Source organism: Roseovarius sp. M141 (genome assembly GCF_024355225.1).
In the GTDB taxonomy this organism is placed as follows: Bacteria; Pseudomonadota; Alphaproteobacteria; order Rhodobacterales; family Rhodobacteraceae; genus Roseovarius.
Window position 1 is genome coordinate 151,127 of sequence record NZ_VCNH01000008.1, and the last position, 17,257, is coordinate 168,383.

Genomic DNA, 17,257 nt, shown 5'->3' on the forward strand with positions numbered 1-17,257 from the left:
CCGGCTATCCGATTTTTCCCACCGGGCCGATGCTGCCGGTCTGGCCGCGATGCAGCAGCAAATGATCCAGCAGAACGCAAGCCATCATCGCCTCGCCCACCGGCACCGCGCGGATACCTACGCACGGGTCATGTCGGCCCTTCGTCACCACCTCGGTCGCGGTCCCATCCATGCGGATCGACGCGCGCGGGCTGAGGATCGACGATGTCGGCTTGACCGCGAAGCGCACGACAATTTCCTGCCCGGTGGAGATACCGCCCAAGATCCCGCCCGCATGGTTGCTGCTGTATTCCGGCCCGTCCGCGCCCATGTAAATCTCGTCCGCGTTATCGGTGCCCATCAGCTCGGCGGCGGCCATCCCCTCGCCGATCTCGACGCCCTTCACGGCGTTGATCGACATCATCGCCGCGGCCAGATCTGTATCCAGCTTGCCATAGACCGGTGCGCCAAGGCCCGCGGGCACGCCCCGCGCCACCACCTCGACGATCGCCCCGACCGAGTTGTGATCCTTGCGCAGCTTTTGCAGATACGCCTCCCATTCTGGCGCTGCCTTGGCGTCCGGGAGCCAGAAATCGTTGCCCTCGATGGCGTCCCAGTCAAACGCCGCACGGTCCAGCGCCATGGCCCCCATTCGCGTCATGTACCCCTTGATCTGCATCCCCGGTATCAGCTGATCCAGTGCCGCGCGGGCGATACCACCCGCCGCGACCCGCGCCGCCGTTTCGCGCGCGCTGCTGCGCCCGCCTCCGCGATAATCGCGCAGCCCATATTTCTGGTGATAGGTGATATCAGCATGACCTGGCCGGAACGTATTGGCGATGTCGCCGTAATCGCGGCTGCGTTGATCGGTATTCTCGATCATCAGCTGGATCGACGTTCCCGTTGTCTTGCCCTCGAACACGCCAGACAGGATCCGCACCGCGTCGGGTTCGTTCCGCTGGGTCATGTTCTTGTTCTGGCCGGGCCGGCGTTTGTCCAGCCAATGCTGCAACATCGCCTCGTCCACGGCCACACCCGGCGGGCAGCCATCGACCGTCGCGCCCAGGGCGGGACCGTGGCTTTCGCCCCATGTGGTGACGCGGAACAAATGACCGAAGGTATTGAGGCTCATGACGCGGCTCCTTTGGCGCCCGGTCTAGCGATACCGCCAGCATGCCTCAAGCCATTTTGAAATGCGGCCGCCCGGGCTTCGGGCGGCCGACGCGATCAGATCAGCGTCTCGGCCTTGACCGATGGGATATTCAGCGCCTCGCCCACCGCCGCGTAGGTCAGATGCCCGCCAGAAACATTCACCCCGTTGAGCAGGTTCGCATCGTCTGCGCAGGCCTTTTTCCAACCCTTTTTGGCGATGGCCAGCATGAAGGGCATCGTGGCGTTCCCCAGCGCGATGGTCGACGTGCGCGCAACCGCGCCGGGCATGTTGGCAACGCAGTAATGCACGATTCCGTCCACCTCGTAGATAGGGTCCTGATGGGTCGTCGCGCGAGACGTTTCGAAACAGCCGCCCTGATCGATGGCCACATCCACCAAAACCGACCCCGGCTTCATCAGGGACAGCTGGTCACGGCTGATCAGCTTGGGCGCGGCAGCGCCGGCGATCAGCACGGCACCGACAACCAGATCCATGCGCGGCAGCAGTTCTTCGATTGCGGCCTTGTCGGAAAACTGCGTGGTCATGCGACCCATGAACATATCGTCAAGGTATGACAACCGGGGCACCGACCGGTCCAGCACGGTCACGTTCGCGCCCATGCCAACCGCCACGCGCGCCGCCGCAGCGCCGACGACACCGCCGCCCAGAACCGCCACATTCGCCGGGCGCACCCCAGGCACCCCCCCCAGCAGCACACCGCTGCCGCCATTGGCCTTTTGCAGCGCCCATGATCCCGTCTGCGGCGCAAGGCGGCCCGCAACCTCGGACATTGGCGCCAGCAGAGGCAGGCCGCCGTTGCGGTCCGTCACCGTCTCGTATGCGATGGCGGTGCAGCCTGACTCGATCAGGTCGCGCGTCTGGTCCGGATCGGGGGCCAGATGCAGGTAGGCGAACAGCACCTGCCCCTCGTGCAGCATCTTGCGCTCCTGCGCCTGAGGTTCCTTGACCTTCACGATCATGTCGGCGCTGTCGTAGATCTCCTTTGCGGTTTCGGCGATCTGCGCGCCTGCGGCGGTATAATCATCATCGCTAAATCCCGCGCCCAAACCGGCGCCTGATTGGACCAGCACGTCATGACCGTGCGCGACAGCCTCCGTCGCCGCATTTGGCGTCACGCCAACGCGGAATTCCTGCGCCTTGATTTCGGTGGGACATCCGATTCTCATAAGGGTATCTCCTGTTACATGATCCAAGTATGGCCCACGATTTGCCTAATAGGAAACAAATTTTCCTGGACCGAAGGGTTTTCATCGCAAGGATCTTCGATAAGCTGCCCTGCGCCACCGGAGTATTTGCAATAATGTCCCTCGATACGATAGACCGCCGCCTGTTGTCCGTCTTGCAAAAAAGCGGCCGGATATCGAATTCCGATCTGGCCGAGAAGGTCAACCTGTCGCCCAGCGCCTGCCATCGCCGCGTGCAGAGGCTGGAGACCGAAGGCTACATCGTTGGCTACGTCGCGTTGCTGGACGCGCGCAAGATGGGCGTGCCCACCACCGTTTTCGTTGAAATCACCCTGTCAGCGCAAGCCGACGATGTGCTGGATGCGTTCGAGAAGGCCGTCGCGCGCGTGCCCGATGTGCTGGAATGTCACCTGACGGCCGGCACCGCCGACTACATCCTGAAGATCGTCGCGGAAGATACCGACGATTTCGCCCGTATCCACCGCCAATACCTGACCCGCCTGCCCGGCGTGGCCAATATGCAGAGCAGTTTTGCCCTGCGCACCGTTTGCATGACAACCGCGCTGCCGGTGTGATCGCAGTCTATCCAGCCGACCGATCCAACCCAAGGAGATCACCAGATGAGCCGCACAGCCGCCCCCAAAACCCAAGAGCAGCCCATGCTCATGCTTGCGCTGGGATGGTATTCCGTGGCGGGGTGCATCATTTTCGCGCTGTCGATCCTGATTGCCGATGTCGTCGTGCCTGATCACGACTGGATCGCCGACACGATCAGCGATCTGGGCGCGGGGCGCTACGAATTTATCGTCGACATTGGCATTTATGCCTTTTCTGCCGCGCTGGTTTCAACCGCGCTGCTGGCGGCGCATGTCCATCTGGGAGACTGGAAATGGAGCCTTGGGGTGCTGGGTCTGGCGCTTATGGGGCTGATCGTATTCCTCATCGGCGCGCGCAACGAATATGGCGACAGTGATAATGAGGGTTTCGTCATTCATATCTATCTGGTCTATGCCATCGGCGCGCTGATGACGGCGATTCCGGCTTTGATGGCGCAAGGCGCGCATCGTGCAGGCTGGCACTATCGCCGCATCCTGATCGGGATCGCTATTGTCTGGGCCGTCTCCGCGCCGGTTTTCTTCTTTCTGCCGGACAGTATCGACGGCATTTACGAACGTTATCTTGGACTTGTGTCCTTTGCGCTGGTGCTGACCATGGCAAGGCTGTTTATCAAGCGCGGCCAGATACAGCGGTAACCTGGCCGCCAATTCGGGCGCATACCACCCATGAAAAAGGCCCCGGCGTTTCCACCGGGGCCTTGTCGCTAGAAAGTGACGCGTATCAGTCGTCGGCCTTTTCAGCCGCTTCCGGCTTCATTTCTTCGCCGGTTTCCTGATTGACGACCTTCATCGACAGGCGCACCTTGCCGCGATCGTCAAAGCCCAGCAGCTTGACCTTTACGTCCTGGCCCTCCTTCAGCACGTCCGAGGGATGGTTCAGACGGCGGTTTTCGATCTGGCTGACATGCACCAGCCCGTCACGCTTGCCGAAGAAGTTCACGAAGGCGCCGAAATCGACGATCTTGACCACCTTGCCATCGTAAACCTGGCCTTCTTCCGGCTCGGCCACGATCGACCAGATCATGTCATAGGCCTTCTTGATGGCCTCGCCGTTGGGCGATGCGATCTTGATGATGCCCTCGTCGTTGATATCGACCTTGGCGCCCGACACTTCGACGATCTCGCGGATGACCTTGCCGCCCGAACCGATAACCTCACGGATTTTGTCCGTGGGGATCTGCATCGTCTCGATGCGCGGGGCGTGAACCGAGAATTCCTGAGCCCCGGTCAGCGCCTTGTTCATCTCACCCAGAATGTGCAAACGGCCCTCTTTGGCCTGCGCAAGCGCCTTTTGCATGATTTCGGGCGTGATGCCTGCGATCTTGATGTCCATCTGCAACGACGTGATGCCGCTTTCAGTGCCTGCGACCTTGAAATCCATGTCGCCGAGGTGATCCTCGTCGCCCAGAATGTCGGTCAGGATGGCATAGTCGCCATCCTCTTCCATGATCAGGCCCATCGCCACACCGGCAACCGCGGTTTTCAGCGGAACGCCCGCATCCATCATCGACAAGGAGCCGCCACAGACCGACGCCATCGAGCTGGAGCCGTTGGATTCAGTGATCTCGGACACGACGCGGATGGTGTAGGGGAAATCCGTCGCCGCAGGCAGAACCGCCTGAAGCGCCCGCCATGCCAGCTTGCCGTGGCCGATTTCGCGGCGACCCGGAGGGCCCACGCGCCCGGCTTCGCCAACCGAATAGGGAGGGAAGTTGTAGTGCAGCAGGAAGTTGGATTTGAAGTTGCCATAGAGCGCATCGACGAACTGCTCATCGTCGCCGGTGCCCAGCGTGGTCACGACCAGACCCTGCGTTTCGCCGCGTGTGAACAGCGCCGAACCATGCGTGCGGGGCAGAAGGCCGGTTTGCGAGACGATCGGGCGCACGGTGTCCAGCGCACGGCCATCGATCCGCTTGCCGGTCTTCACGACGTCACCGCGCAGAACCGCTGCTTCCAGCTTTTTCAGGGCGGCGCCAAGGTTGGCATCGTCCAGTTGCTCGTCCGTCAGCGATGCCTTGATCGCGTCCTTGGCGGCAGAGACTGCGCCGGTGCGCTCCTGCTTGTCGGTGATCGCATAGGCGGCGCGGATCTTGTCCTCGCCCGCGGCTTTGACGGCGGCGTAGAGGTCCGAATAATCGGCGGCCTGGAAATCAAACGGCTCTTTCGCTGCGTCTTCGGCCAGGTCGATGATCAGGTCGATCACCGGCTGGATCTGCTCGTGCGCGAAATTCACCGCGCCCAGCATTTCCTCTTCGGTCAGCTCGTAGGCTTCGGATTCGACCATCATCACGGCGTCCTTGGTGCCGGCGACAACCAGATCAAGGCGCTGATCGGGGTTGTTTTTCAGGTCGTGCATATCGTCGACGGTCGGGTTCAGGATGTAGTCGCCACCCTCATATCCGACGCGGCAGGCGGCAATCGGGCCACGGAACGGCGCGCCCGAAATCGTCAGCGCAGCCGAGGCGGCGATCATCGCGACCATGTCGGGGTCATTGACCAGATCGTGCGACAGGACCGTGCACATCACCAGCGTTTCGTTCTTGAAACCGGGGACAAACAGCGGGCGGATCGGACGGTCAATCAGACGCGCGGTCAGCGTCTCTTTTTCCGACGGGCGCGCCTCGCGCTTGAAAAAGCCGCCGGGCACTTTGCCGGCCGCATAGTATTTCTCTTGGTAGTGCACCGTCAGCGGGAAGAAATCCATTCCCGGCTTGGGCGATTTTGCGAATGTCACGTTGGCCATGACGCTGGTTTCGCCCAGAGTGGCGATGACCGAACCGTCGGCCTGACGGGCAACCTTGCCCGTTTCCAGTGTCAGCGTCTCTTCGCCCCACTGGATCGATTTTTTCACTTCGTTGAACATCTATCGTTTCCTATCTGGAGGCATACCGGACCCCTGCCCGGTCCTCCGTTACACTGGCGGCCCCATTGCCGCCGACCCCAATCATCATGTCTTCCAGGTGCCGGGGCCATGGCACGCAGTCTCAGATGCGCGGGCTATACAGGAAAGTCCGGCAGGAGGGAACCACTCAGTGATTGTGGAACAAATGGCGAGCGCATAGCCTTTGGAAGCGACGAATTTCAATACGAAAGGAGTACGACATGATGCGTTTTCAAAGTGGATATCTGGCGTTAATCGCCATCGCAGGGGCCGGAACGGCAATGGCCGAGGTGGACCTGCCCGAGGCATTTGATTTCATGGGTCCGACGGTTCAAACGATCGATGTCGAAGGCGGGCGGCAGGTCGCCTATGTCGATACCGGGCCGGCGGATGGAAAGGCGGTCCTTTTCATCGGTGGCACCGGCACCAGCGCGGCCGTTACCCGGCTCACCGACTTTTTGCGCGGGATGCGCGAAGACCTGAACCTGCGGCTGATCTCGGTTGGTCGTGCGGGCTTCGGTCAGTCCGATCCTGCCGAGGATTGGACCTTCGACGATTATGCGAGCGAAGCGGAACAGGTTCTCGATGAACTTGGCATCGCGGAGGTGTCGGTGATGGCGATCTCGGGCGGTGGTCCCTACAGCGCTGCTTTTGCGGCGCGCAATCCCGAGCGTATTCGCTCGATACACCTCGCGGCGGCGACGTCCTTGGCAACGCGATCCAGCCTTTGTGATGCCGCCCCGGAAAAAATGAAGGAGGTTATGGACGATTACGCAGCCCACCCGCTGAAATGGTGGGCCTTTCCCGAAGACAGCCCGACCCATCGCATCCCCGGTTTTGCCTCGGCTGCGGGTGATGATGGTGCGCGCACGTTCGGAATGGCCGGCCAAAAGGGAAGCGGCGCGGCAGAAATCGCCGAATATCGTCGCTATTGCGACCTGCCCTTGCCGGATGTGTCACAGGTCGAGGCGCCGGTTTACATCTATCAGGGCGGGCAGGATACGCTGGTCACACCGGCCCACGCCGATCGGTGGGAGCAGGTCTATCCCAACATCGCCGCGCGGCGCGATTATCCCGATGGGGGTCACGACGTGCAGTACCGGCACTGGGATCAGATCCTTGTAGATATGGCGGGCATGGGCGACCAGTTTGTCATCTGCATGGACGGCGAGTCAAAGCTGGTGCCTGGGGGCGACGAGGACACGGCCATCGAAAATGGCGCGACCTTGGGAATTTGCGCCTGGCAGTAGGTTTGCGTGGCGCGACACAGATTCAAGGACAAGGCGCCGTGCCAAACGACAAACGCCCGCTTTTCAAGCGGGCGTTTTCTGAAATTCCACTGCAACAGAGTGCGGGATCATTCAATCTGCGTTCAAACCATGTTTGACCGTTAGCGGCGGATGCCCAGACGCTTGATCAGGTCCTGATAGCGGGCCTCGTCCTTGGACTTGGTGTAGTCCAGCAGTTTGCGGCGCAGGGCGACCATTTTCAGAAGGCCACGGCGGCCGTGGTTGTCCTTCTTGTGGGTCTTGAAGTGCTCGGTCAGGGTGGTGATCCGCGAGGTGAGGATGGCAACCTGAACTTCGGGCGAACCGGTGTCGCCTTCCTTGGTCGCGAATTCCTTCATCAGGCGGTGCTTTTCTTCGACTGTGATCGACATCGGTGTCTCCTTGTCATCAAAGGTTGCGGGCACAAGCCGGGATGTCGTCCAGCAAGGTCCATAGAGAATCTGCGCCATGCAGCGGCAGACGCATCGGCGGCATATAGGGGAATTTCCGGCGCTTGGAAAGGGCCGCAATATTACAGCATCGCGCCCGCAGGCAGCTGGCTGGACCCGACCAGCGTGATATGCCCCGCGTTCAACCCGGCAGCGTTATTCACGACCGCGATGGCGACACCATTCAGCATGACGTGTTGGACACCCGAATCATCCGGATCGGGGACCAGATCGACGTCAGGCTCGGCATCTTCGAGGTCGTCATAAACGACCATCAGCGTATCCTCATCCGGTACAAAATCCAGAATCTCGGCCTGATGATCCGCGCTTAGCCAGTCGCCCAGCAGCACGGTGTCGGCGCCGGTCCCGCCCGTGACGATATCGCCGACCCCAGCCGTGATCAGATCGTCGCCGCCGCCGCCGTTGAGGTAGTCCGCGACGTCGGTATCGGTCACGCCTTCGGTTTCCTGATCGCTCTCGAGCCCGGTCAGCGTGTCGTCACCCCAGCCACCGAACAGGGTATCGTGACCCGCCCCGCCGCGCAGCGCGTCGTCGCCCAGACCGCCGTGGAGCGCGTCAGCGCCTGCGCCGCCATCCAGCACGTCGTCACCTGCGCCTCCGACCAGACTGTCGTCGCCTGCACCGCCGGTTAACGTGTCATCGTCGCCATGGCCGAACATCCGGTCGTCGCCGTCACCGCCCTGCATCACATCGTTTCCGGCGCCGCCGTGCAGCGTATCGTTCCCGGCATCACCGCTCAGCGTGTCATCGCCCAGCGACCCCCAAAGGTCGTCATCGCCCTCTGCCCCGGTCATCGCGTCGTCGCCGTCATAACCGTTCGCCACATCCACCGCATCCGAGCCGTCCATATGGTCGTCGCCCGATGTTCCCACCGCAACTTGCTCGGCCGTTTCGGAATCGTCAGTCGGCCCCGGCGCTGCGGTGGCGAAATCCATGATACTGGTGCCGCCCTCGGATGAGTCTGTATCCGGCACCTCGACGTCGGGCATATCGTCATCGGGCACATCCTGCGCGGTGACCCCATCCTCGTCATCGGACGACATGCCGAGAAAGGCCGTCGCGCCCAGCGCCATCATTCCCATAAGGCCCGCAAGCAAGAACATGTCAGCAATCCCATCTACCCGGCTCAACATTGCGCCGGGCAGCGTTCTTTTGACAGCAATTTGCGCCCCGGTGGTTAACGCCTGTGCGGCATGTCCCACAGGTCGGGCTGCCGTGCGTAGGAAATATAAAGCGGATGACGCGGGTGCCCGTCCTTGGTCAGGCCCAGATGATGTACGTCGCGCCCGGTTGCGGCCAGCAACGCCGCCACGCTCGCGCCCCGCCCCTGATGCGCGCCATGTGTGCCCCATGCAGCGACAATGGTATCGGCCCAGTCGCAACCTTCCAGAATGGCGGCGTCGTTGGCGGCGCCGACCGGATCGGCGGCAGCGCGCATCGCCCGCGGATCGGTGTCGCGCCAGGCAAAGATATTCGTGACGCGAAACGCGCCGAACCCCAGCGCACGCGCGCGGCGCTCGCACCGCTCGACCGTGGGATCGTTGGCCTCTTCGGTCGCGGTCGAGGGGTTCAACATGATGAAATGGGCCCGCTTGCCCGTCTCGTCCCAGACGCGGGTCAACGCATAGCGGTAGCGTTCGCAATCGGAGTAGACGGCGGTCGATGCCGCGTCACCCTTCTGGTGCGTCCGGGTGATCACACCGGGTCCACGAACACGCGGGAAGGGTGCATCTCGCCCGCCTTGTAGATGCCCACGGCGACGGCCCGGCCCTCCAGCGAGGCCCAGCATTCATCGCCATATTCGGCGTCACCGGGATAGACCATGCCGGGATTGCCGTTGCGCAGTCTGGCCGCGCCTTCGGGCGTGCATCGCAGTTCGGGCAGATCGGTCAGCCCCGCCTCCAGCGGCAGGAGATGGGCATCCAGCGCCGGGTCATGCGCCATCGCGTCGATCTGATCCAGCGTCAAACCGTCCTCGGCTTCGAACGGGCCGGACCACACCCGGCGCAGCCATGTGACATGCCCCTTGCAGCCCAGCATATCGCCCAGATCGCGGGCGATGGCGCGCACATAGCCGCCTTTGCCGCAGACCATTTCCAGCACGGCGCTGTCCGGACTCGGGCGGTCCGCCAGCAGCAGTTCATCGACCCACAGCGGGCGCGCGGCCAGCGTCACGTCCTCGCCATCACGCGCCAGCTTGTAGGCGCGCTCGCCGTCGATCTTTACCGCCGAAAACTTGGGCGGCACCTGCATGATGTCACCGACGAAACCATTCAGCGCCTCTTTGATGTCGGAATCCGTGGGGCGGGTATCGCTGGTGGCGATCACCTCGCCCTCGGCATCGTCGGTATTGGTGGAGGCCCCGAACCGCACCTCGAATTTGTACGCCTTCAATGCGTCGGTGATGTAGGGCACCGTCTTGGTCGCCTCGCCCAGCGCGATGGCCAGAACGCCGGTCGCCTCGGGGTCCAGCGTGCCGGCATGACCGGCCTTTTTCGCCTGAAGCGCCCAGCGCACCTTGTTCACGACCGAGGTCGAGGTGATGCCGGCGGGTTTGTCCACTACCAGCCACCCGGAAATGTCGCGACCCTTGCGCTTGCGTGCCATGCCTTGCCCCTTTGTCTCCAAGGTGCGGGGGCTAGCCCAAGCCCCGGTGGCTGTCAATCGCGCGCCCTGCCACCTGCCTGCCTGAGCCGGGTCGCATCAGCCCTGCGGCGCGGCGCTCACGCTGCCGATGATCGGACCAATGGGAAACCCGATATCGCTGCGCCCCAGGTCGGGCGCATAGAGGCGCGAGACATTGCCGTCGAAATACAGCGCCTGAGGCAGGCCCAGATGATCGCGGAAAAACCGACCGAAGGTGTGGAAATTCACCGGATCGGTCGAAATCACGAACACCGCCCGCGTGCCGTCCGCCGTGGTGCCCACCCCGTTGCGAACATACAGACTGTCGCTGTCTGTCAGGAAACGCGGATGCAGCGCGCCGTCAATCACCAGCATCGGCCCCGATTGCGTGGCATGGCGGCACGCCGGGGCCTCATCCACATAGCGCAGCGTCTCGAACACATCGGCGCGGCCCTCGCGGATGCACAGCACACCGTTGGGCAGCAGGCCGAAATTCCCCGGCCCCTCCTGCGTGACGATGCCCGCTGCCTCCTGCCCGTCCTCGATATAGAGACCCACAGGCCGACGATCAGAATGGTACATGCCCGCGTTCATGCCGAAATCCAGCGCCAGCCCGTCCTTGCCCAGCATCCCATTGACCGCGCTGAAGCTGCCCAGCGTCTTGCCAGTGTCAGGGTCATTCAGGAACACGCGCAGATCGCCCCGGGTCATGTCCACTTCGCAGATGGAATAACGTGCATTCTCGAACTGATCGTTGCGGCATTCTGCCGCCCACAACTGGACCGGAAACACCAGGGCCAGCATGGCCCAGAGCGGTGCCCTAATCCTCCAGGTCACGGCGAACCTCGCCTTGCGCGAACAGGCGGCGCGTCTCGTCCATCTGATCGAACGTGCTGTCCAGCCGGAACCGCAGGTCGGGCGCGTATTTCAGCCCCAGCTTTTTCGCGACGATGCGGCGCAGCTCGTGTTTGTTGCGGGCCAGCAGGCCGACCAGCTCATCCTGGCCCCGCCCGCCCAGCGGCATCACATAGGCCGTCGCGATCTTGAGGTCGGGCGACATGCGTACCTCGCCCACCGTCACCGACATGCGGGCAAGGTCCGCATCGTGGATATCGCCGCGCATCAGCACGTCGGCTAGCGTGCGGCGGACATTTTCGCCCACCTGTAGCTGTCGTTGCGTCGGGCCTGCGCCATCTGAAAACTTGTTCTTTGCCATGCCCATGCATTTAGTCCCTATACCGCCCTTTGCCAAGCCGTGATGCCCGCGCTATCAAGGCTGTGATTTTGAACGCTGCGATTTTCACGGAGGCGCGACATGACGACAGGACCGGGCATTGCAGTGACAGGCGCATCGGGCCGGATGGGCCGGATGTTGATCCAGACCATCCGCGATAGTGGCCGCGCCCATCTGGTCGGTGCGGTCGAGCGGCCCGGCCACGCGTGGATCGGGCAGGACGTCGGCACGGCGATGGGCGGCGCGCCGCTGGGCGTGACGGTGACAGGCGACGCGCTGGAGGCGTTCGCGCCCGCGCAGGCCATCATCGATTTCACCGCCCCCAGCGCCACACTTGCCTTTGCCAAGCTGGCCGCGCAGGCCCGCGCCGTGCATGTCATCGGCACGACCGGGTTTTGCGATGAGGAGCTGGAGTCGCTGAAACCCGCCGCGCGCCATTCGGTGCAGGTGCGCGCCGGGAACATGAGCCTTGGGGTCAACCTGCTGACCCTGCTGACCCAAAAGGTCGCACACGCACTGGACGAGGATTTCGACATCGAAATCGTCGAGGCACACCACAATCAAAAGGTCGACGCCCCGTCCGGCACCGCCCTGATGCTGGGCGACGCTGCGGCCACCGGGCGCGGCGTGGCATTGGACCGTGTCGCCGACAGCGCCCGCGACGGCATCACCGGCCCGCGCGAGCGGGGGCATATCGGGTTCAGCGCCATTCGCGGTGGCGACATCGTGGGCGAACATGACGTGATTTTCGCCGCCGCGGGCGAGCGGATCGTGCTACGCCACATCGCCACCGACCGCGCCGTGTTCGCGCGCGGCGCGCTCAAGGCCGCGCTCTGGGGTCAGGGGCGCGATCCGGGCGCGTATGACATGCTGGACGTGCTGGGGCTGGGCGACGGCTAACTGCGCGCCGTGCGCATGTCAGCATTGCATTATCACAGCTTGAAGTTGCGGGTAGATCTTCGCATGAAACCCAAAATCCTCACCACGCTGGCCAACTATGACCGCCAGCAATTCACCAGCGATCTGATCGCCGGGTTGACCGTGGCCATGGTGGCGCTGCCACTCAGCCTTGCCATCGCCATCGCGTCGGGGGCGGGGCCGGAAAAGGGGCTGGTGACCGCCATCGTCGGCGGCCTTCTGATTTCGCTGCTGGGCGGCAGCCGGGTGCAGATCGGCGGGCCGACCGGCGCGTTCATCGTTGTCGTGTTCGGCGTCATCCAGCAATACGGGTATGACGGGCTGGTCCTTGCCACCTTCATGGCCGGGATCATCATGCTGGTTGCGGGGTATCTGCGGGCGGGTAACCTTGTCGCTTATGTGCCCGAGGCGGTGATCAACGGCTTCACCATCGGGATCGGCGTCATCATCGCGACCAGCCAGCTGAGCGATCTGTTCGGGCTGTCCATCGCCGAAATCCCGGCGGAATTCATTGCCAAGACACAGGCGCTTTGGGCTGCGCGGGACACGCTGAACATCACCGCACTGGGGATCGGGCTGGCGACGATGGCAATGATCGTCGCGCTGCGCCGCCTTGCGCCGAAATTTCCCGGCCTGATCGTCGCCGTGGGCGTGACATCGGCCATCGTCGCCATCGCCATGCTGCCGGTCGATACGATCTTTTCCCGCTTTGGCGCCCTGCCCGGCGCGCTGCCCATGCCGCAGATGCCCGACATCAGCCTTGAGCGGATGATCGAACTGCTGCCCTCCGCGTTTGTCATCGCCTTCCTCGCCAGTATCGAATCGCTTCTGTCGGCGATGGTCGCGGACAAGATGATCGGCGGCCAGCACAGGCCGAACGCCGAAGTGCTGGCGCAGGGCTGCGCCAACATCGGTTCAGCCCTGTTCGGCGGTCTGCCCGCCACCGGAGCCATCGCCCGCACCGCGACAAACGTGCGCGCGGGTGGCAAGACGCCCGTGGCCGGCATCGTTGCCGCGCTGACAATCCTGCTGATCATGCTGCTGGCCGCGCCGCTGGCGGGCTATCTGGCGATGCCCGCGCTGGCCGGGCTGCTGATTCTGACCGCGTGGAACATGAGCGAGCCGCATAAGTGGCGCGGCTACATGCAGGGCCGTGTTTCGGATCGCGTGCTGCTGGTCCTGACGCTGGTGCTGACGGTGTTTGCGGATCTGACCATCGCCATCGGCGTGGGTGTGTCCGTCGGGCTGGCCCTGCGGTTGCGTCGGCGCAACGCCGACATGGAAAAGGACTGGACCCCGCCCGACCGCTGAGCCGGTGCCGTCGCTAGGCCCTGTTCCGCGTGACATGCGCCTCCATCGCCGCCAGCCCCTCGTCCAGCCCGCTGCGCCCGAACCCGATGCGGAACCGGTCCACCGGCGTCGCGCCCAGATCAGAGCGGTAGATCGTGCTGGGCAGGACCAGCACGCCCGCCTCCTCGACCAGCCTCCGGGCGAACTCCTCGACACCTTCGGCGCCCAGATAGCGCGGGTAACCCATGCAAGATCCGTCCGGGCGCGACCAGTCGAACAGATCGGGATGACGGGCAAAGAACGCGTCCCATTTCGGCAGGTTCTCGTCGACGATGGCATTGTTGCGCGCCAATATGCGGTCCCGCGCCTTTAGCGCGATGCGCGCCAGATGCTCGGACGGGCCGGAATTGCAGATCGACAGGTAGTGTTTCATCCGCTCCATACGGCTTAGGACATCGCGGTTCTGACATGCGATCCAGCCGATGCGCAGCCCCGGCAGGCCGTAGGATTTGGACATCACGCCAAGCGACAGCCCGCGTTCGTATTCGTCCGCAACAAAGGGCAGATGCCGGGCGCCCGATGGTCCCAGCCCATGGAAAATCTCGTCATGCAGGATCCAGATGCCATGATGGCGGCACAGATCTATCAGCGCGCAGTAGCGGTCCAGCGGCAGGATCGCTCCGGTCGGATTATGTGGAAAGTTGATCGTGACCAGCTTGGTGTTGGGGCGGATCGCGGCCTTGATCCGGTCGATATCCAGCGACCAGTTATCATCCGGGTCCAGCGGCACGCCCGTCGCCGCGCAGATCATACTGGGCAGGGTTTCGTGCGACTGGTAGTTGGGCGTCACCACGATGGCATGATCGCCGCGCTCCAGCAGCACGGAATTGGCGGCGAATATCCCCTCGCTCGCCCCGGCAAAGCACAGGATATCCTCCGGTGCGCGGCCCGCATAAATGTGCGCGATTTCAGCCCGCAGCGCAGGCGCGCCCCATGTTTCGGTATAGCCCAGCCACATGGTCTGGAATGCGTCGCGATCCGCGTCGCTGGCCATCTCCAGCAGGTCGGCCAGCGACATCGCCTCGGCGTCCGAGGCGGTCATGTGATGGCGGGCGCTGAACTCCCACTTGGCGAAATGGGTTTCCAGCCGAAAATCAGGGAGCTGCGTCATGTCGTGCCTCTTGGGGGCGTTCAATGCACCGACAAACCACATTCCATGGGGAAAGTCATGCGATAGGTCAGGACGCTGGGTTAGTCGCCGCGCGCCGTAGCGTGAAAATGATGGGTCGGGCCATGCCCGGCGCCGACACTCAGCAGATGGGCATAGGCGATTGCCTGCGTCACATATTCCTTGGCGCGTGCGACGGCAGCGGGCAACGTATGCCCGTGCCCCAGCTGGGCGGCGATAGCCGACGACAATGTGCAGCCGGTGCCGTGCGTGTTGCGGCTGTCGATGCGCTTTGATGTCATCCAATGCGCGCCCTGCGCCGACAGCAACAGATCGGGGCTGCTATCGCCCGCCAGATGCCCGCCCTTCAGCAAAACGGCAGGCGCACCCAGCGCCAGCAGAGCTTCGGCATGGGCGTGCATTTCGTTCTCATTCTGCGCCTCGGGAACGTCCAGCAGATCCCCCGCCTCCGGCAGGTTGGGTGTGATCAGCGCGGCCATGGGCAACAGGCGCTCGCACAGGGCGGCCACCGCATCGGTATGCAGCAGGCGGTCGCCGCCCTTGGCCACCATGACCGGGTCGATAACGATGGGCGCATCCAGCCCGGCGAGCGCATCCGCGACCACGCCGATGATCTCGGCATTGCCCAGCATCCCGATCTTGACCGCGTCGATGCGGATATCCTCGCGGATCGCGACGATCTGCGCGGACACCATGGCCGGATAGACCAGCTGCACCGCCTGCACGCCGCGCGTGTTCTGCGCGGTCAGCGCGGTCAGCGCGGCCATGGCATAGCCGCCATTGGCCGAAATCGCCTTGATGTCGGCCTGAATACCGGCTCCGCCTGACGGATCAGACCCGGCGATGGACAGGATATTGGGGATCATTTTACGCTCCATTCGTGGATCAGGGCGCGCGCTGCGGCTTGCATGTCCGGCGCGCGCGATATGGCGGAAACGACGGCGATGCCGGCCGCGCCCGCCTGCCGGATCGCGCCCGCATCGCCGGGTTTGATACCGCCGATTGCAACGCAAGGAAGCGGCGTGGCAGCAATGATCCGCGCCAGCCCGTCCATGCCGAGAGGCTGCGCCGCATCCGGCTTGGTCGCCGTGGCGCGCAAGGGGCCGACGCCCAGATAATCGACGCTGTTTGGCGCGATAGCGCCGAGTTGCGCCTGCATTTCGATCGACAGGCCCAGAGCCATATCCGGCCCGATCCGGGCGCGAATGGCGGCGATATCACCATCGCCCTGCCCCACATGCAGGCCGTCGGCGCCAACATCGATGGCCACCTGCACCCGGTCATTGATGACCAGCGCCGCGCCTGTCGCGCGGGTGATCTGCTGCACCTCGCGGGCTAGCGCGACCATCTCGGCATCGCTGGCATGTTTGTCGCGCAGTTGCACGATGCCGACACCTGCGGCGACGGCGGCGCGCACCTGATCAGGCACGGATGCGGGCGCATCGGGATCGGTGATGAAATAGACCGGACCCAGCCTCATGCTACGGTGATCCTCGCGCGCTTCGTCACGTCGGCAGGCGTCAGCGCGTAGAGAGCATCGATAAACGCCACCTGAAAGCTGGCCGGCCCCTTGGCCGCATCGCCTGCCATTTCACCGGCAACGGCATAGCTGGCCAGCGCGGCGACGGTCGCAGGTAGCGCGGGCTGATCCACCGCAAAGGCGACGACACCCCCGGTCAGCGAACAGCCCAGAGCGGTGATGCGCGGCATCAGCGCATGCCCCCCGGCAATGCGATACGCGGCATCGCCATCGGTGACGTAATCGACCGCGCCGGTGACCGCGACGACCCCACCGGTTTGGCGGGCCAACGTCTGCGCCGCGCCTGTCGCATTGCTGACGGTATCGGCGGTATCAGCACCCTTGCCCGCCGCATTGGCCCCTGCCAGCGCGATGATTTCGGAGGCGTTGCCGCGAATGATCGTCGGCTTCAGCGCCAGCAGGCGCGCACCGGCATCGCGGCGCAGGGCGGTGGCGCCGACGGCGACCGGGTCCAGCACCCACGGCTTGCCCGCCTGCGCCATGACGCGCGCGGCCTCCTCCATCGAGATCACCCAGTCGGGATCGAGCGTGCCGATATTGACGCTGAGAGCATCGGCCAGCCCAGCGAATTCGCCCGCTTCGCCTTGGGCATGAGCCATGGCCGGGCTGGCCCCGATCGCCAGCATGATATTGGCCATCACGTTCATCGCGACATAATTGGTGATGTTCTGCACCAGCGGTGCGCGGGCGCGCATCTGCGCCAGATAGTGCCCTGCGTCAATCATCATGGTCCCCCTTGGCCGCAGAGGGAAACATCGCTCCAAGGCGCCGATATGGCCCTGCCTGCGCTGCAACTTCCTCCGCCGGTATGATCCGGTTCAGGTTCGAAGGGTGCATCTCAGCCCTCGTCGCGGCGCCCCTGTTACTTGGGCCAAGATGAGCGCGCGA

Annotated in this window: 18 protein-coding genes and 1 riboswitch; of the genes, 5 read left to right on the forward strand and 13 right to left on the reverse strand. The window is 63.8% G+C overall.

Going from position 1 to position 17,257, the window contains the following annotated elements; all coding sequences use genetic code 11:
• Positions 1–4 precede the first annotated feature (4 nt).
• A complete protein-coding gene (gene aroC / locus FGD77_RS04770) occupies positions 5–1,111 on the reverse strand; it encodes a chorismate synthase (RefSeq protein WP_255006834.1) in 1,107 nt (368 codons plus the stop codon).
• A 95-nt stretch (positions 1,112–1,206) separates the two neighbouring features.
• Positions 1,207–2,319: an alanine dehydrogenase gene (gene ald, locus FGD77_RS04775; protein WP_255006837.1), complete on the reverse strand. Its 1,113-nt coding sequence runs from the start codon at positions 2,317–2,319 to the stop codon at positions 1,207–1,209.
• Between the two features lie 134 nt (positions 2,320–2,453).
• Here ald and FGD77_RS04780 point away from each other — a divergent pair, with 134 nt between their 5' ends.
• Positions 2,454–2,912, forward strand: coding sequence for an Lrp/AsnC family transcriptional regulator (locus FGD77_RS04780; protein WP_255006839.1), 459 nt, complete (start codon positions 2,454–2,456; stop codon positions 2,910–2,912).
• A gap of 45 nt (positions 2,913–2,957) precedes the next feature.
• Entirely contained in the window at positions 2,958–3,590 is a 633-nt protein-coding gene (locus FGD77_RS04785; RefSeq protein ID WP_255006841.1) for a DUF998 domain-containing protein, read from the forward strand.
• Between the two features lie 85 nt (positions 3,591–3,675).
• Here the strand turns inward: FGD77_RS04785 and pnp are convergent, their stop codons facing one another.
• Positions 3,676–5,817 carry a polyribonucleotide nucleotidyltransferase gene (pnp, locus tag FGD77_RS04790; protein WP_255006844.1) on the reverse strand — a complete coding sequence of 714 codons (2,142 nt, stop codon included), beginning with the start codon at positions 5,815–5,817 and terminating at the stop codon, positions 3,676–3,678.
• Between the two features lie 239 nt (positions 5,818–6,056).
• On the opposite strand from pnp, the gene FGD77_RS04795 reads away from it, so the two are divergent.
• Positions 6,057–7,085, forward strand: coding sequence for an alpha/beta fold hydrolase (locus tag FGD77_RS04795; RefSeq protein WP_255006847.1), 1,029 nt, complete (start codon positions 6,057–6,059; stop codon positions 7,083–7,085).
• A gap of 140 nt (positions 7,086–7,225) precedes the next feature.
• Here FGD77_RS04795 and rpsO read toward each other — a convergent pair whose 3' ends face one another.
• From rpsO to rbfA, 6 genes are all read right to left on the reverse strand, one after another.
• A complete protein-coding gene (gene rpsO, locus FGD77_RS04800; protein WP_076529993.1) occupies positions 7,226–7,495 on the reverse strand; it encodes a 30S ribosomal protein S15 in 270 nt (89 codons plus the stop codon).
• A 140-nt stretch (positions 7,496–7,635) separates the two neighbouring features.
• Complete coding sequence (locus tag FGD77_RS22175) at positions 7,636–8,676, reverse strand: calcium-binding protein (protein WP_303626348.1); 1,041 nt, start codon at positions 8,674–8,676, stop codon at positions 7,636–7,638.
• 74 nt (positions 8,677–8,750) lie between these two features.
• Positions 8,751–9,272 carry a DUF1643 domain-containing protein gene (locus FGD77_RS04820; protein ID WP_255006869.1) on the reverse strand — a complete coding sequence of 174 codons (522 nt, stop codon included), beginning with the start codon at positions 9,270–9,272 and terminating at the stop codon, positions 8,751–8,753.
• Positions 9,269–10,180, reverse strand: coding sequence for a tRNA pseudouridine(55) synthase TruB (truB, locus tag FGD77_RS04825; RefSeq protein WP_255006871.1), 912 nt, complete (start codon positions 10,178–10,180; stop codon positions 9,269–9,271). Before truB ends, FGD77_RS04820 begins: the two co-directional genes overlap by 4 nt.
• 96 nt (positions 10,181–10,276) lie before the next feature.
• The gene (locus FGD77_RS04830; RefSeq protein ID WP_255014078.1) at positions 10,277–11,002 is read right to left on the reverse strand and encodes a phosphodiester glycosidase family protein; all 726 of its coding nucleotides are present in this window, start codon (positions 11,000–11,002) and stop codon (positions 10,277–10,279) included.
• A 16-nt stretch (positions 11,003–11,018) separates the two neighbouring features.
• A complete protein-coding gene (gene rbfA / locus FGD77_RS04835; protein ID WP_255014080.1) occupies positions 11,019–11,414 on the reverse strand; it encodes a 30S ribosome-binding factor RbfA in 396 nt (131 codons plus the stop codon).
• Between the two features lie 99 nt (positions 11,415–11,513).
• Between rbfA and dapB the strand changes: the two genes are divergently transcribed.
• Together dapB and FGD77_RS04845 are read left to right on the forward strand one after the other, a co-directional pair.
• Entirely contained in the window at positions 11,514–12,332 is an 819-nt protein-coding gene (gene dapB / locus FGD77_RS04840) for a 4-hydroxy-tetrahydrodipicolinate reductase (RefSeq protein WP_255006878.1), read from the forward strand.
• A gap of 63 nt (positions 12,333–12,395) precedes the next feature.
• Complete coding sequence (locus FGD77_RS04845) at positions 12,396–13,661, forward strand: SulP family inorganic anion transporter (protein ID WP_255006882.1); 1,266 nt, start codon at positions 12,396–12,398, stop codon at positions 13,659–13,661.
• Positions 13,662–13,674: 13 nt separating this feature from the next.
• Here FGD77_RS04845 and FGD77_RS04850 read toward each other — a convergent pair whose 3' ends face one another.
• The 4 genes from FGD77_RS04850 to thiM form a co-directional block, all read right to left on the reverse strand.
• A complete protein-coding gene (locus FGD77_RS04850; RefSeq protein WP_255006900.1) occupies positions 13,675–14,811 on the reverse strand; it encodes an aminotransferase class I/II-fold pyridoxal phosphate-dependent enzyme in 1,137 nt (378 codons plus the stop codon).
• A gap of 80 nt (positions 14,812–14,891) precedes the next feature.
• Complete coding sequence (thiD, locus tag FGD77_RS04855) at positions 14,892–15,695, reverse strand: bifunctional hydroxymethylpyrimidine kinase/phosphomethylpyrimidine kinase (protein ID WP_303626349.1); 804 nt, start codon at positions 15,693–15,695, stop codon at positions 14,892–14,894.
• Entirely contained in the window at positions 15,692–16,309 is a 618-nt protein-coding gene (gene thiE, locus FGD77_RS04860) for a thiamine phosphate synthase (protein WP_255006915.1), read from the reverse strand. The genes thiD and thiE overlap by 4 nt, the downstream gene beginning before the upstream one ends.
• A complete protein-coding gene (gene thiM / locus FGD77_RS04865) occupies positions 16,306–17,094 on the reverse strand; it encodes a hydroxyethylthiazole kinase (protein ID WP_255014082.1) in 789 nt (262 codons plus the stop codon). Before thiM ends, thiE begins: the two co-directional genes overlap by 4 nt.
• A gap of 53 nt (positions 17,095–17,147) precedes the next feature.
• Positions 17,148–17,240: riboswitch (TPP riboswitch) on the reverse strand.
• Positions 17,241–17,257: the final 17 nt, after the last annotated feature.

Coding starts and splice junctions, on each gene's coding strand:
- aroC (WP_255006834.1), bottom strand. CDS start 1,111: ATGAGCCTCAATACCTTCGGTCATTTGTTCCGCGTCACCACATGGGGC.
- ald (WP_255006837.1), bottom strand. CDS start 2,319: ATGAGAATCGGATGTCCCACCGAAATCAAGGCGCAGGAATTCCGCGTT.
- FGD77_RS04780 (WP_255006839.1), top strand. CDS start 2,454: ATGTCCCTCGATACGATAGACCGCCGCCTGTTGTCCGTCTTGCAAAAA.
- FGD77_RS04785 (WP_255006841.1), top strand. CDS start 2,958: ATGAGCCGCACAGCCGCCCCCAAAACCCAAGAGCAGCCCATGCTCATG.
- pnp (WP_255006844.1), bottom strand. CDS start 5,817: ATGTTCAACGAAGTGAAAAAATCGATCCAGTGGGGCGAAGAGACGCTG.
- FGD77_RS04795 (WP_255006847.1), top strand. CDS start 6,057: ATGATGCGTTTTCAAAGTGGATATCTGGCGTTAATCGCCATCGCAGGG.
- rpsO (WP_076529993.1), bottom strand. CDS start 7,495: ATGTCGATCACAGTCGAAGAAAAGCACCGCCTGATGAAGGAATTCGCG.
- FGD77_RS22175 (WP_303626348.1), bottom strand. CDS start 8,676: ATGTTCTTGCTTGCGGGCCTTATGGGAATGATGGCGCTGGGCGCGACG.
- truB (WP_255006871.1), bottom strand. CDS start 10,180: ATGGCACGCAAGCGCAAGGGTCGCGACATTTCCGGGTGGCTGGTAGTG.
- FGD77_RS04830 (WP_255014078.1), bottom strand. CDS start 11,002: ATGCTGGCCCTGGTGTTTCCGGTCCAGTTGTGGGCGGCAGAATGCCGC.
- rbfA (WP_255014080.1), bottom strand. CDS start 11,414: ATGGCAAAGAACAAGTTTTCAGATGGCGCAGGCCCGACGCAACGACAG.
- dapB (WP_255006878.1), top strand. CDS start 11,514: ATGACGACAGGACCGGGCATTGCAGTGACAGGCGCATCGGGCCGGATG.
- FGD77_RS04845 (WP_255006882.1), top strand. CDS start 12,396: ATGAAACCCAAAATCCTCACCACGCTGGCCAACTATGACCGCCAGCAA.
- FGD77_RS04850 (WP_255006900.1), bottom strand. CDS start 14,811: ATGACGCAGCTCCCTGATTTTCGGCTGGAAACCCATTTCGCCAAGTGG.
- thiD (WP_303626349.1), bottom strand. CDS start 15,695: ATGATCCCCAATATCCTGTCCATCGCCGGGTCTGATCCGTCAGGCGGA.
- thiE (WP_255006915.1), bottom strand. CDS start 16,309: ATGAGGCTGGGTCCGGTCTATTTCATCACCGATCCCGATGCGCCCGCA.
- thiM (WP_255014082.1), bottom strand. CDS start 17,094: ATGATTGACGCAGGGCACTATCTGGCGCAGATGCGCGCCCGCGCACCG.